This window comes from Herbaspirillum sp. 1173, from assembly GCF_031455335.1.
In the GTDB taxonomy this organism is placed as follows: Bacteria; Pseudomonadota; Gammaproteobacteria; order Burkholderiales; family Burkholderiaceae_D; genus Herbaspirillum; species Herbaspirillum huttiense.
In genome coordinates, this window is record NZ_JAVDSP010000005.1 from 48,964 (window position 1) to 63,637 (window position 14,674).

The 14,674-nt window shown below is 65.7% G+C and carries 11 protein-coding genes; 2 read left to right on the forward strand and 9 right to left on the reverse strand.

What is annotated here, in order from left to right; all coding sequences use genetic code 11:
- Genes J2X56_RS16955 through J2X56_RS16970 form a run of 4 tightly spaced genes read right to left on the reverse strand, consistent with a single transcriptional unit; the run spans nt 1 to nt 6,545 of the window.
- Nucleotides 1-2,322, reverse strand: coding sequence for a bifunctional salicylyl-CoA 5-hydroxylase/oxidoreductase (locus J2X56_RS16955; protein ID WP_310161101.1), 2,322 nt, complete (start codon nt 2,320-2,322; stop codon nt 1-3).
- Nucleotides 2,319-2,762 carry a thioesterase family protein gene (locus J2X56_RS16960; RefSeq protein ID WP_204726885.1) on the reverse strand — a complete coding sequence of 148 codons (444 nt, stop codon included), beginning with the start codon at nt 2,760-2,762 and terminating at the stop codon, nt 2,319-2,321. The genes J2X56_RS16955 and J2X56_RS16960 overlap by 4 nt, the downstream gene beginning before the upstream one ends.
- 10 nt (nt 2,763-2,772) lie before the next feature.
- Entirely contained in the window at nt 2,773-4,281 is a 1,509-nt protein-coding gene (locus tag J2X56_RS16965; RefSeq protein WP_310161104.1) for an indolepyruvate oxidoreductase subunit beta family protein, read from the reverse strand.
- Nucleotides 4,282-4,340: 59 nt separating this feature from the next.
- The gene (locus J2X56_RS16970; protein WP_121040924.1) at nt 4,341-6,545 is read right to left on the reverse strand and encodes an indolepyruvate ferredoxin oxidoreductase subunit alpha; all 2,205 of its coding nucleotides are present in this window, start codon (nt 6,543-6,545) and stop codon (nt 4,341-4,343) included.
- A gap of 483 nt (nt 6,546-7,028) precedes the next feature.
- On the opposite strand from J2X56_RS16970, the gene J2X56_RS16975 reads away from it, so the two are divergent.
- Nucleotides 7,029-8,054: an AraC family transcriptional regulator gene (locus tag J2X56_RS16975; RefSeq protein WP_134134324.1), complete on the forward strand. Its 1,026-nt coding sequence runs from the start codon at nt 7,029-7,031 to the stop codon at nt 8,052-8,054.
- A gap of 81 nt (nt 8,055-8,135) precedes the next feature.
- On the opposite strand, the gene J2X56_RS16980 is transcribed toward J2X56_RS16975, so the two are convergent.
- From J2X56_RS16980 to J2X56_RS17000, 5 genes are all read right to left on the reverse strand, one after another.
- Nucleotides 8,136-9,761 carry an NAD(P)/FAD-dependent oxidoreductase gene (locus tag J2X56_RS16980; protein WP_310161108.1) on the reverse strand — a complete coding sequence of 542 codons (1,626 nt, stop codon included), beginning with the start codon at nt 9,759-9,761 and terminating at the stop codon, nt 8,136-8,138.
- Between the two features lie 4 nt (nt 9,762-9,765).
- Complete coding sequence (locus J2X56_RS16985; RefSeq protein WP_121040930.1) at nt 9,766-10,563, reverse strand: cyclase family protein; 798 nt, start codon at nt 10,561-10,563, stop codon at nt 9,766-9,768.
- A 45-nt stretch (nt 10,564-10,608) separates the two neighbouring features.
- Nucleotides 10,609-11,061 (reverse strand): flavin reductase family protein, encoded by a 453-nt coding sequence (locus tag J2X56_RS16990; RefSeq protein ID WP_310161574.1) that lies wholly within the window; start codon nt 11,059-11,061, stop codon nt 10,609-10,611.
- 117 nt (nt 11,062-11,178) lie between these two features.
- Nucleotides 11,179-12,429: a styrene monooxygenase/indole monooxygenase family protein gene (locus J2X56_RS16995; RefSeq protein WP_286866643.1), complete on the reverse strand. Its 1,251-nt coding sequence runs from the start codon at nt 12,427-12,429 to the stop codon at nt 11,179-11,181.
- A gap of 104 nt (nt 12,430-12,533) precedes the next feature.
- Nucleotides 12,534-13,322, reverse strand: coding sequence for an SDR family oxidoreductase (locus J2X56_RS17000; protein WP_039783210.1), 789 nt, complete (start codon nt 13,320-13,322; stop codon nt 12,534-12,536).
- Nucleotides 13,323-13,749: 427 nt separating this feature from the next.
- Here J2X56_RS17000 and J2X56_RS17005 point away from each other — a divergent pair, with 427 nt between their 5' ends.
- Entirely contained in the window at nt 13,750-14,661 is a 912-nt protein-coding gene (locus tag J2X56_RS17005; protein WP_209569423.1) for a transporter, read from the forward strand.
- Nucleotides 14,662-14,674 lie beyond the last annotated feature (13 nt).

Genomic DNA, 14,674 nt, shown 5'->3' on the forward strand with positions numbered 1-14,674 from the left:
TCAACGGCGGGTGCCGGACAGGCTGCGTTCCAGCTGGTCGCGGCCCCACTGGTAGGCGGGCGGCCAGCTCACCTCGCGCCAGCCCTGGCGGGCGCTCTCGTGCAGCAGCCAGGCCGGGTCGGCCAGCAGCGGCCGCGACAGCGCGCACAGGTCGGCGCGGCCGGAGGCGATGATGCCGTTGACCTGGTCGGCCTCGGTGATGGCCCCCACGGCGATGGTCGGCACACCGGCCTCATTGCGGATGCGGTCGGCAAACGGTGCCTGGAACATGCGGCCATAGACCGGCTTCTGCGCCGGGGTCACTTCGCCGGAAGAGACGTCGATCACGTCGGCCCCGTGCGCATGCAGCTGGCGGGCGATTTCCACCGCCTCATCCACGGTCGTGCCGCCCTCGGCCCAGTCGGTGGCCGAGATGCGGACCGACAGCGGCAGGTGCGCGGGCCATGCGGCACGCACCGCCTTGACCACCTCCAGCACGTAGCGCAGGCGGTTGTCCAGCGTGCCGCCGTACTGATCCTGACGCTGGTTGGTCAGTGGCGAGAGGAAGCTGGAGAGCAGGCAGCCATGCCCGGCCTGCAATTCCAGCCAGTCGAAACCGGCCTCCACGGCACGTCGCGTGGCGGCCACGAAGTCCTCGCGGATGCGCGCCAGTTCATCGTGGCTGGCCTCGGCCGGGACCTGCGAAACACCTTCCAGATAGGGCAGCGCACTGGCCGAAACCAGCGGCCAGTTGCCCGCCGCCAGCGGACGATCCGGCTGCTCCCAGCCGAGCTGGGTGGAACCGCGCCGGCCCGCGTGATTGAGTTGCAGGCCGATGCGTGCCTGGCTGTTGGCATGGACCATATTGACCACGCGCTTCCAGCCCTGCTTCTGTTCCTCGTTCCACAGGCCGGGGCAGCCCGGCGTCATGCGCCCCTCGGGACTGACGGCCGTGGCCTCGGTGAGCAGCAGGCCGATGCCGCCCAGCGCACGCGCACCCAGATGCACCAGATGGAAATCGCCCGCTATGCCCTCGCGCGCCGCATACAGCAAGGTCGGCGAGGCGACCACGCGATTGGCCAGCGTCAGCTCGCGCACCTTGAAGGGCGTCAGCAGCGGCGGCGTGGGGCGCGCGCCATCGGCGGGCAGCCCGGCCCGCTTGGCCAGCCAGCGTTCGTAGCCTTCCAGCCATTGCGGATCACGCAGGCGCAGGTTCTCGTGCGAGATGCGCTGCGAGCGGGTCAGCAGGGAATAGGCAAACTGTTCCGGTTCCAGGCCTTCATAGCGGGCGATGTTCTCGAACCATTCGGTGGAGTTGCGCGCCGCATTCTGGATCTTCAGGACTTCCACCCCGCGTACCGCTTCATATCGCTGCAAACCGGCGCGCAGACTGCCTTCCTGTTTGAGCATGCGCGACAGTTCGATGGCGTCCTCCAGCGCCAGCTTGGTGCCGGAGCCGATGGAGAAGTGCGCCGTGTGGGCCGCATCGCCCATAAGCACCACCGGCACCTCGGCACCGGCCTCGCCATGCGGACGGGTCCACTGCACCCACTTGTCGCAGATCACGCGCGGGAAGCGGATCCAGATGGCCGAGCCGCGCAGGTGGGTGGCATTGGAGATGAGCTTCTCGCCATCGAGCCACGGGGCGAACAGTTTTTCGCAGAAGGCCACACCGTCTTCCTGCGACATCTTGTCGATGCCGGCCGCCTGCCAGGCGGCATCGGTGGTCTCGACGATGAAGGTGGACAGGCCATTCTCGAAACGATAGGCATGCGCCTGGAACCAGCCGTATTCGGTCGGCACGAAGATGAAGGTGAAGGCATCGAAGACCTTGCGCGTGCCCAGCCAGACGAAGCGGCAATTGCGTTGATCGATGTCAGGACGGAAGGTCTCGGCATAGCGGGTGCGCACGGCGCTGTTGATGCCGTCGCTGGCGATGAGCAGGTCGGCCTGGTACTGGCGCGCGATCTCCTGGTCATCCTGCACCTGGGTTTCAAAGACCAGTTCCACACCGAGTTCTTCGCAGCGCGCCTGCAGGATGTTGAGCAGGCGCTTGCGGCCGATGCCGATGAAACCGTGGCCGCCGCTGCTGATGACGCTGCCCTTGAAATGCACGTCGATGTCATCCCAGCGGCTGAACTCGCCGGTGATGGTGGCGGCCGATACCGGATCGGCCTCGCGCAGGTTGTCCAGCGTGGCATCCGAGAACACCACGCCCCAGCCGAAGGTGTCATAGGGACGATTGCGCTCGACCACCACTACACGATGAGACGGGTCCTGCAGTTTCATCAGCAGACCGAAATACAAGCCGGCGGGACCGCCGCCGATACAGACGATGTTCATGTCGCACTCCTTTGTTGTTGGTGAGCCCCCGTCTCCAGGGCGTTGCGCAGCAGGGCGGGCACATCGATGGAGCGATGCGTCTCCAGCGAGGTACACACCAGCACCTGCCGCACCTTCATGCGCAGTTCTCCGCCGGCGGCGATGCAGGACAGATTGAGCGTGAGCGACTTGCCGCCCAGGCGCTCCACCTCCAGCACCAGCGTGACCTCATCGCCCATGCGCGAGACCGCCTCGAACTGCGCATGCAGTTCCACCGTCGGCAGGCCGTAGCGCAACTGGCCGATGTAGCCGGCAAAGCCGACCTCGGGCAGCAGGTGGTCGATCCAGGCTTCGAGCAGATCGTTGAACAGCACGAAGTACTGCGGATAGAAGACGATGCCGGCCGGATCACATTCGGAAAAGCGGATGCGGTGGGCACGTTCGAATCGCGGAAATGTCATGCCGTCCTCCTCATTGCAGCGCGTGTTGTTGCAGGCTGGCGCGCAGCTTGTGGCCGTGCTCGTCGGCCAGCGCCGCATCGCGCAGTTCACGCAGGACGGCGGGGGCCAGCACGCGGGCATGGCGATCCACCACCTGCATCAGGGTCTCGTAATTGCGCAGGCCGCGCACATGGGTATCGCTGTAGCCCTTGACCAGCCGCTGACATTGCGCCACTTCCAGGGCCAGCGCCGGATTGACCGCCGCCAGTGCGGTCACGCGCTGCCACCAGCGTTCGATGCGCTCGGTCTCCTGGGCATAACGCAAGGTGACGCGGCGGAAACGACGCCAGCGCGACAGCCCGTACAGCAGCAGGAAGCCGGGCAGCGAACTGGTCTTGATGACGCGGCCTTCCTGCGTATAGCGGCGTACCAGGCGATGCGCCCAGTGCGTTCGCGCCAGCCAGCGGCCAAGACCGGCCGGCAGGGTCTCGCAGATTTCTTCCAGGCGCGGGTGCATGAATTCATTGATGTCCACCAGTTGCTCCTCCTTGGCGCGCACGTCGCTGCGCACCCGGTTGAAACGGCTGCTGCGGGTCTTGATATCGGCCACGCGGATGGTGTCTTCATACGACATCCACAGGGCCAGGTAGCGCGCCGATTCGGCCAGCAGTTCCGTGTCCTGGCCGCCGGGGGCCGTGGCCAGGGCAGCGAGCCTCTGCAGGTAGAGCGCGGCGTAGTCGGGGTCCTGATAGTCGATCAGGCGACGCACGCCTTCCACCGCGATGGCGGCCACCGGATCGGGATAGGCCTGGGCCTGCTGCACCAGGCGCACGACCTGCTGGTCGGCGATGGCGGCCAGTTGCACCGGCTTGAACTGCGCTGCCTCGGCCGTTGCGCCAGGTGCGGCCGCCTCGGCCTGCCGCGCCTGGTCGTGGCCGACGGCAAAGGCTTTCAGGCTGGGCTTGACGCCGACCCCGCCACGCTCGATGGTGGCTTCGAACTGGGCCCGGCTGAACGGCAGTACACCGGTGCCGCACAGGCTGCCGAAGAGCACGGCGCTGATGACGCTGCCCACCCGCTCGGCGGACTCGGCCATGTCAAAGCTGACGAAGCGCTTGGCGGCCTTGCGGGCATGTTCGATCAATGCGTCGCTGTCGACCCGGCCATCGCCCATGGCGGTGCGCTCACCGATGGAATACACGCGATGGGTGGAACTGAGCAAGGTGGTACGGTCCGGCGTGACCAGGCCGCGTTGCACGGCGCGGCCCGCTTCCATCAGCTCGGAGGCGAGCACCACGTCGACGTCGCCCGGCATGGGCATCAGCGCCAGCACCGGCGTGCGTGCGCCAGGCTGGCCGGCGCCGGGGAACAGTTCCACGTAGTAGATGGTGGCCCCGGTGCGCTGGGCTACGCCGGGCACGGAGGTGGTCTGGGCAAAATAGCCGTTGGATTCGCCCAGGTCGACGATCCAGTCGGCCAGCACGCCACCGCCCTCGCCGCCCATGGCGAGGATGGCGATCTTGATCGGTTTAGGGGACATGGTGCAGCTCCATCTTCAAGGTCAGGTTCTTGTTCATTGCAGTCATGGCGCGTCCCGGCTCAGAAGGCGTAACGCGCACGGCGCCTGGCGTCGCGTGCCTGCAGCCAGCCGATCACCACGGTGCGCACGCGCTGGCGCAGCTTGTCCATGCGGCTGGGGTTGGTGATGATCTCGGCGCGGAAGAACGAGGGGCACAGCACCGCCGCATGCGAGACCTCGCCGCACAGGCCGCAGCCCACGCAGCTGTCCACCACGGTGGCGACCGGATCACGCCGCAGCGGATCGGGGTTGCTCTTGATGGAGAGCGACGGGCAGCCCGACAGGCGGATGCAGGAGTGGTCCCCGGTGCAGGTCTCGGGATCGACGCCGAAGCGCTCGCGCACCACGCGCTGGCCGGCAGCGACGGCCTTGCGCACCTTGGGTTTTTCGCGGCGCTGCAGGTTGAGCATGCATTCGCTCTGCGCCACCAGAACCTTGGGACCTTTTTCGGTGGTGGTCAGGGCTTCGCGCAGGGTGCTGGTCATGCGCTTCAAGTCATAGGTGCGCTTGATGGTGCGCACCCATTTCACGCCCACGCCCTTGACCGCCGTCTCGATCTCATGACCGGTGCTGCGGGTGGCGTTGACGGCGCGCGAGGACGGAATGTCCTGGCCGCCGGTGGCCGAGGTGTAGTTGTTGTCGATGATGATGGTGAGGTTGTCGCTCTGGTTGAAGACCGCATTGGCCACGCCGCTGGTCAAACCGTTGTGCCAGAAACCGCCATCGCCCATCACCGAGATGGCGCGCTTGCCGGCCGGCGCATTGAGCGCCGCCGCCCCGGCCCCGCCGAGGCCATAGCCCATGGTGGTGTTGCCCAGGTTGAAGGGCGGCAGGATGGAGAACAGGTGACAGCCGATGTCGGCGCTGATGTGGTGTTCGCCCAGCTCACGTTCCACCAGCTTCATGGCGGTGAAGATCGGCCGCTCCGGACAGCCGGTGCAGAAGCCCGGCGGCCGTGCATGCACCGACTGGTCCAGCGTGGGCAGTTTCGCTTCCTTGATGGTGACCTCGGCGCTCCTGGCCGGGGCATTGCCGTTGGCGATGGGGATCACGCGCGGCGTGCTGGCTACCGGTGCGGGAGCGGGTTGCGCCTCGATGATCTGGTAGCGCTCCAGGAATTTGCGCACCCCGGCCAGTACGGTGGCGGTGTTGTATTCACCGGCCATCGGCAACAGGTCCTTGCCATGCAGCTGCGTGGGCAGGCCGAGCTGGCGCAGGATGTTGGCCACGTTCTGCTCGACGAAGTTGGGCTGGCCTTCTTCCAGCACCAGGATGGCGCGCTTGCCCTGGCAGAAGCGGTCAAACTCGGCATCCACCAGCGGATAGGCGACGTTCATCACGTACAGAGGAATCTTCGACTCGCCGAATACATCGGACAGGCCCAGTTGTTCCAGCGCACGGATCAGCGTGTTGTAGGTACCACCCTGCAGGGCGATGCCGACATCGGCCGCGTCTTCGGCAAAGAATTCGTTGAGCTGGCGGGCGCGGATGAATTCGATGGCGGCGGGCCAGCGCTGCTCGACCTTTTCCTTTTCATGCAGGAAGCTGGCGGGCGGCAGCACGATGCGGCTGAGGTCGCGCGCCGGATTTTCCAGCGCATCCTTGACGGTGAAGGACGGACGGCGATTGGCCGAACTGACGAACTGCCCGTGCACGTGGCAGGAGCGGATGCGCATCTGCAACATCACCGGCGTGCTGCTCGCTTCGGAGAGGTCGAAGCCATCCTTGACCGCCTGCACGATGCAGGGCAGGTTGGGACGCGGATCGAGCAGCCACATCTGCGACTTCATGGCGAAGGCATGGCTGCGTTCCTGCATGATGGAGGAGCCCTCGCCATAGTCTTCGCCGACGATGATGAGCGCACCGCCCAGCACCCCGCCCGAGGCCAGGTTGGCCAGCGCGTCGGAAGCGACGTTGGTGCCGACGGTGGCCTTGAAGGTCACCGCGCCGCGCAGCGGATAGTTCACCGAGGCTGCCAGGGTGGCGGCAGCGGTCGCTTCGCTGGCGCTGTTCTCGAAGCGGATGCCGTGTTCCGACAGGATGTCCTGGGCATCGGCCAGCACGTCCATCAGGTGCGAGATCGGTGCGCCCTGGTAACCGGCCACATAGGCCACGCCCGACTCCAGCAAGGCCTTGGTGACGGCCAGGATGCCCTCGCCGCTGAATACTTCCCCTGCGCCCAGGCGCAGTTTCTTTACTTCTTCTACGAATGATCGCTCGGCCATCGTGGTCCCCGTGTGCAATGAATTTCCTTGTGTTGCACTTTCGTTCCCGGGGAGGCTGGCGTCAATACATGATTAATCATGCATCAGGACTTTTGGCAGAGGCTGGATAAGGCGCGCATTCCGGGGATAGAAACAGGATTGGACCAAGGATGGAAACGGGCGGCAAGACAACTTTTCCGCCGATGGCCGGGGGCGCCAGGAAGCTTGAAACCGTGCGGAAAAATCACCAATAATAATGATTTACGGATTTTTCGTTACTCGCCGACAACATCCGCTGCACGCCATCGATGACGCCATGTTGCAGCGCATATTGCCACCACGGGCCCGGCAATGAGATAAAGACATCACAAGAACTAAAACATGATTTTTCATACATCTTGGCACGAAACTTGTTAGGCAAAGGAAGTCATTTCCGCCCTCTTGTTTCCGCCCTGATGATGACAAGAGACACCACCGCCGGACTAGCCTGCAGAGGTAGCAGCCATGATGAACGTACTCCACTCCGATCCCTCCACCGGGCGCATGCCCATGCCGGCGTCGGTCGAACGCCTGCTCAATGGTTCCAACAAGCTCCTGTTCGCCTCGTCCGACCTGGACGAAGTGCGCTCCATGGTCGGCCGCGTGATGAAACCGCACCGGCTGGACCTCACCGGCCAGGGCGAGCGCCTGGATGCGCGCATGCATTACACCTCGCTGGGCGACCTGTCGGTGAGCCGCCTGCGCTATGGCTCGGCGGTACAGATCGAGCCGGGCTCGCTGGACAGCTTCTTTCTGGTGCAGATGCCTCTTTATGGGATGGCGCGTATCGAAAGCGGTGCACAGCACATCGATTCCTCGGCCGAGCTGGCCTCGGTGCTGAGCCCGCAGGAAGCCACCCGCATGACCTGGATGGCCGGTACCGATCAGCTGATGCTGCGCCTGTCGCGCTCGCTGGTGGAACGCACCCTGGTCGGTTATCTCGGCCATCCGCTCAACGAGCCGCTGCGTTTCGAGCTGGGCTTTCGCTGGCGCGAGTGTGCGCCGTGGCAATGCATGCTGTCCTACCTGATCGACTGCACCCTGCAGCATCCCGACCTGGCCATGCACAAGATCGTGGTGTCGCAGATCGAACAGCTGGCGGCCTCCATCCTGGTCACTTCGCATCGTCACAACCATTGCGAGGACGCCCCGGCACGCCGCAGTACCATCCTGCCGCGCCATGTGCGGCGCGCCCAGGATTTCCTGGAAGCCCATGCACACGAGCCGGTCACGGCCGAGCAACTGGCCCAGGCCGCCGGGGTGAGCGTGCGCAGCCTCTATGCGGGCTTCAAGGATTTCCTCGGCGTGAGCCCGATGCAATACCTGCGCGACCTGCGCATGGAACGCGCCCGCGCCGAGCTCATGAGCGGCGACAGCAACCACGTGGCCGGTGTGGCGCTGCGCTGGGGCTTCGCCCACATGGGCCGCTTCAGCAACGAATACAAGCAACGCTACGGCGAATCGCCGAGCAAGACCTTGCGGGCACGCTGACCCCTGGCGATTGACGAAAAAAATGCGCCGGGATCACCGGCGCACAAAACCCTTCAGACCAGAGAGTAGAGAAAGACCGCGTCAGCGTGGCGCCAGCCGCTGCGCCACCATGTAGCCGGAACCCGCGCCCAGTCCCGGTCCGGGATGGGTGCTGGCACCGATGTGGAAGACATTGGCGACGGTCGTCTGCTGTCCGCGCGCCCCGTGGCTGCCGGCAAACGGACGCAGCCAGAAGAACTGGTCGGGCGAACACACGCCCGAATACGGATCGCCGCCCACCAGATTGCAGTTCAGCGCCTCCAGATCCGCCGGCGAATAAGTGCGGCGGCCCACGACCCGTTGACCCAACCCCGGCATGACCTGCTCCAGCTGCGCCTGCACCCGGTCCGCGAAGGCCTCGCGCACGTCGGTGGTCCAGCGGCCATCTGCCGCAACGGCGATCTCGCCGGCGCTGTCGCCCTTGAGGCGGGACGGCAATTCCTGCATCTGTATCCACAGGATCCAGCCCCCCGCCGGTGCGCGCGAAGGATCGACGGCCACCGGCTGGCCGATGGCCAAGGTGGGATGCGCCGGCAGCCAGCCGTTGTTGGCCCCGGTCACATTGGCGCACACCTGCTCCATGCTCTCCGTGAGGTGCACCAGCGGCACCTGCAACAGCTCCGGCGTGGTCCAGGCCGGTGGGGCATTCAGGGCGAAGTGGATCTGCATGCCGCCACGTCCGAACTGGTAGCTCCCGGCCCGCTCCTGCACCGCCTGCGGTGCCTGCGCCAGCAGACGGCCATAAAGCTGCGGCGGCGTGACGTTGCAGACCACCGCCTGCCCGGCCTGCAACTGCGTACCGTCGGCCAGCTCGACGCCGGTGGCGCGCTGCTTGCGGCCTTCGCCGCGCGTCATGATGCGGGCCACCTCAGCGTTCGTGCGGACCTCGCCGCCACGCTGCATGATGAGATGCGACAGGGCCGCCACCAGTTGCCCGCCCCCGCCCTTGACCACCGGCATGCCACCGCTGACCACGGCTGCGAAGGTCAGCTTGCCGATCAGGGCCGAGGTGGCATCGTCCGGACCGAGGCCGGAATGCAGCACCCACGGGGCGATCAAGGCGCGCGCCAGATCCGACTTGAGCGTGCGCTGCGCCCAGCGGCGGAAGCTTTCCATGGCATCCGCGCCAAAACCGAGCAGGCCATCCAGTCCGCGCGCCCGCCATTCGGAAAACAACAGCCGCAGCAGCTTCCAGCCATACGGATCGCTGCCCAGCAGACCGAAGGTCAGCGCCGCATCCTGTCCGAACAGGCGCTGCGCCATGGCCAGCAAGGCCGCGCCATCGCCCGGTGCCAGCGCGTCGATGCGGGCAGCGGCATCGGCCAGGTCCTGACGCAGGGCCAGGCCGCGGCCATCGGGCGTGACCAGTCCGGTGGTGTAGGCCGGCTGCAGGAATTCCAGTCCGGCCGCCTTGAGGTCCTCCGCCAATTCGGCATAGGCGGGGCTGCCCATGAAGAGCGGATACCAGGACGACAATACCTCGTGGGTATAACCCGGAAACAGCGTCTCGGTGCGGATGCAGCCACCGGCGCGGTCATTGCGCTCCAGCACCAGCACGCGCTTGCCGCGCCGCGCCAGCAGCGCGGCGCCGACCAGTGAATTGATGCCGCTGCCGACGAAGATCACATCGGCCGCATCCGGCCCGGCAAAGGAATGTGCGCTGGCCATGTGCTTACTCCACCAGTGCCAGCACGCGCAGCGGACTGCCGGAACCGCCCTCGATCTTGAGCGGTGCGGAGAAGAGCATCGCCCCCTGCGGCGGCAACTGATCCAGATTGCGCAGGCATTGCAGGCCGTAGCGATTGGCACCGTGCATGAGCGTGTGGCAAGGATAGGGCACCGGCCACGCGTAGGACTGGCCGGCATCGGTGTTGATGGTTTCCACGCCGAATCCGTGTACCTTGCGCTGGTGGATCAGCCATTCGACAGCGGCCTGCGTGGGGCCGGGCGTATGCGCACCGTCCTCGCGCAGGTTGAGGAAGGCGTCCGCATCATTGACCCGCAGCGACCAGTCGGTACGCAGCAGGACCCAGGCACCGGCCGGGATGGCACCATGCTGCGCTTCCCATTGTTCGAGGAAAGGCACGTCGAGCAGCCAGTCTTCATTGGCGGCCACTTCGGCGCTGGCATCGATCACCACGGCCGGCGCAATGAAATTGCCGGGCGCGATGGTATCGACGCTGTTGCCGGGATGGTCGCGTCCGCTGATCCAGTGCACCGGTGCATCGAAGTGGGTGCCGGTGTGCTCGCCACAGGAGAAGTTGTTCCAGTACCAGGCCGGACCGGATTCATCGTAGTGCGAGATGCGCTCGATCTTGAAGCCCTGCACCTGGCCGAACTGCGGCGGCAGTTGCAGCGCGGGGAAGGACGGGGACAGCGTTTGCGTCAGGTCGACCACGCGCAGGCGGCCATCGGCCAGACCGGCGGCCAGGGCGGGCAGCAGCGCAGTGGAGGTGTGGGGGGATGCCATGGAGGGCTCCTTCAGTGATGCGAACAGGATGAAATCAGGAGGCCATCAGGCCGCCGCCTGCAGGGCGGTGAAGCGCCCGGCATGGAACACCAGCGGTGCGGCGGGCTGGTGGCCGGTGCGCACGATGCGCCCGACCATCAGCAGGTGATCGCCCACGGTACGGCTATGGTCGTTCTCGCACACCAGCACGGTGAGCGCACCGGCGATCACCGGCAGGCCTTCCGGTGCCTGGGCCACGGCCACGCCCTCGAACTTGTCGGCGATGGCCGGGGTGGCGAAGCGGCGCGCCAGCTCTTCCTGTCCGTCAGCCAGCACGTTGATGGCGAAGTGCGCACAGTCGCGGAAGGCCTCCAGGTTGGGCGAGTGGTTCACCAGACTCCACAGCACCAGCGGCGGATCCAGCGACAGCGAGGCAAAGGAATTGATGGTCAGCCCGACGTCGCGTCCGTCGCGGGTGCGCATGGTGACGATGGCCACGCCGGTCGGATAGGCCCCCATCAGGTTGCGCAGGGTGCGCGGTGCCAGGTCGGTCTGGCCCCACGGGGCCGGTTGCGCCTGCAGATCAGGCGTGGTTTCGGCCAAGGCCAGGGTTGCAATGGACGACATGATGGCTCCTTATGCAGCGACGGCAACGGCCTTGGCCTGATGGCCGGCCACCAGTTCCTCGCAGGCCTGGGCATCGGCCCACCAGGGGAAATAGCGCGGCGGGTGGTTGAAGCCTTCGGCGATTTCCTTGGCCAGTGAGGGCATCTGTCCGGCTGCACCCAGCAGGCCGAGGATGTGCGGTGGCGGCGGGGTCAGCAGGGAGTTGGTCCACTGCACCACCCACTTGGCGTAATCCCAGAACTGTTCAAAGGTCTGCTCCATCCAGTCACGGGTATAGGGCTTGTCGCCATGGGCCAGGATGGCATCGAGATAGACCTTGGCTGCCTTGGTGGCATTGTTGGCCCCTTGCCCGGTGATCGGGTCATTGGTGGCCACGGCGTCACCCAGGCCAAAGACCAGGCGGCCGGACGGCAGCGTCAGTACCGGCTTGCGCACGGTAGGCGCGAACGAACCGGCAAGGATGCCCTTGTCATCGGTCAGTTCAGCGTGCTCGGCGCGCTCGGCCTCCCACGGCAGGAACTTGCGCAGAAAGTCCTTGGACGTGGCCAGATGCTCCTGCGGAGTCCGCACCTCGCGCCAGCAATCCAGCGGACCACCGGGAATGCCCTCGAAGACCATGATGTCGCACGGGCCGGACAGGGTCAGGGCCGGGAACACGAAGTACTCGCCGACGCCGGGGATCAGGTTGAAGGCCACGCTGGAATAGTCCGGCTGACGCTTGAGGCCATGGACATAGGTCAGGGCCAGGGAACGCTGCGGCTTGTCGAAGGGAGAACGGGCGGCATCGCGCTCGAAGAGCTTGACCACTTCGCCCTTGCCGGCGGCCAGGATCACCAGGTCATGTTGCTCGGAGAGGACCTCCAGTTCGGCCACGCCGGCATCCTGGATCAGGACCTTGCCGCCGCGCGCCTCCACCTGTTCCAGCCAGGACGACATCTTCAGGCGCTGGTCCACGGCCTGCGCCGGACGGTCCAGGCGGGCGCTCCAGTCGATGGCCTTGGCCCCGGGCACCTCCGGATGCGGTACGGCAAAGCTGATGCCCTGCACCGGCGGACATTGCTGTTCCCAGTCATTCAAGCCGAGATCGCGTTCGATCTGCAGCGACGGATCGAACATGCACTGGCTGGACATGACCTTGCCGTTGCGCAGGTCATCGGGTGTGCGATTGGTCACCACGGTGACCTGATAACCCTGCTCCAGCAGACCGAATGCCAGCGGAAGACCGGCCTGACCACCACCTACGATCGCGATGCTACGCATGATGTTTCTCCTCTCGTTGTCAATCGATCCGGATCAGCTGAATGATGCGAACCGACCGTTGAAAATTGTTTAAATGTTTTAAATCGTATGAATCATTGATGGCTTCACTGCGCCAGGCGCGGAATGGCCGGCACGGCCTGCTCCGGCCCCATGGCGGAATAGCCGCCATCGACGGCGTAATCGGCCCCGGTGACAAAGGAAGCGTGGCCGGACAGCAGGAAGGCCACCACATCAGCCACTTCTTCCGGGTTGCCCACGCGCTTCAACAGATGGAAATCGGCCGCCACGCGGTCGGTCTTGGCGCGGTCGCCGCCGGTCAGTTCATCCATCACGCGCGACCAGGTCCAGCCGGGCGAGACCGAGTTCACGCGGATGGCGTCACCCGCAAAATCCATGGCCATGTTGCGCGTGACCTGCACCAGCGCTGCCTTGGAGACCGGATAGAGCCAGCGCCCGGTCTGCGCCACCTTGGACGAGATGCTGGTGAAGTTGACGATGGCACCGCCGCCCGCCTTGACCAGATAAGGCCGCACCGCATGGGCAGCCATGACGGCGCTGACCAGATTCACATCCAGGGTCTTGAGCCAGTCCTGGCGCGAGGAAGCGGCACCGTCATCGAGATAGGAGGCGGCCAGGTTGACCAGGAAATCGAGACGGCCGAAGTGCGCCGCCACTTCTTCCACGGCCTTGGCCACCTGCGCGTCATCGGTGATGTCCACACGCCAGAAGCGACAGGCGCTGCGGTCTTCACCGGCCACGCGCTGGCCGCCGTCGGCGTCGATGTCGAACAGCGCCACCTTGACGCCATAACTGCGCAGGCGGCGGACCACGCCTGCACCGATCAGGGTGGCACCGCCGGTGACGACCGCCACTTTGCCTTCGAGATCTTTCATTGCGCTAACCCTCTGTTGTCGGTTGTGGTGATGCAGGGAGAAGAGCATCGCTTGCTCGCTGCGCCTGCAATGCATGATGGACGCAGCAAGCCGCAAGGCCCTATCCGCAGCGCGCACGGGCTATCCATCGTTTGCGGCAATTTGAAAAGCCGGGTCCGGCAGGCGGCGCGCGTTGCCGCGCGGCATGGCCGGGTTCGGCGATGGCGCAAGTTCCTGCACTCAGGGGATAGCGATGACCGGATCTGGATCATCGGTTTGCGAGCACTGCCGCGATCATTGATCCGCCTCAATTCATCTACACGCCAGGCCACTCCGCCACCCGCGCCGGTGTTTCACACCGCAGCACGCTGGGGCCGCGGCAAGTGCTGAAGCGAGCGCGTCGTCTGCACCTGACCTGCCACCACCATTTCACACACAGAGGGAAACCATGAAGAACGCACCACGCACACTGCTGGCACGCGCCCTGGGACTGGGCTGCAGCCTGGGCCTGGCCCTGGCCTGTCTGCCGGCCCATGCCATCGACGGCAGCGGCCTGCCGTCCTATCCGGACGGGCTGGAAAACTTCGGTTCGGGCGCACTGCCGCCACCGGGGGTCTACGGCATGGTCTATACCGGCTTTGCACAATACGACCATATCCGCGGCAACAACGGCCAGGACATCGGCCCGCCGGACTTCCGCGTGCAGGTCGGCGTGCTGGCACCGCGCGTGGTGTGGGTCACGCAACAGAGCATCCTCGGCGGCCAGCTGGCCTTCCACGCACTGGCACCGCTGCTGGATGTGGATGTGCGTGCAGGCGGCCGCAATTTCCACAGCCGCGGCCTGGGTGACATCACCGTCGGCCCGGCCCTGGCGTATCACGCCTCGCCGGCCCTGCATTACGCCGTCGGCTTCGACATCACCATGCCCAGCGGCCAGTACAGCAGCGACAATCCCTCCAGCCTTGGCAAGAACATCTGGGTCTACCAGCCGCTGGTGGCCCTGAGCTACATCCAGCGCGAAGGCGTCAATGCCGACGTCAAGCTGATGTATGACTTCAACGGCCGCAACGGTGCCACGCAAACCCGCTCGGGCCAGGCCATCCACGCCGACTATGCGCTGGGCTGGGGCTTCGGCAACGGCCTGGTGGCCGGGGTAGGCGGCTATGTCTATCAGCAGGTGACCAATGACAGCGGCCCCAATGCCGCAGCCGGCAAGTCGCAGGCACTGGCCATCGGCCCCAACCTCAAATACGACAACGGCAAAGGCCTGGTGGTCACCGCCAAGTTCCAGCAGGAATATGACATTCGCAATCGCCCCGAGGGCAAGCAGTTCTACGTGAAGGCCATCCTGCCGTTCTGACGCGGCTCACGGA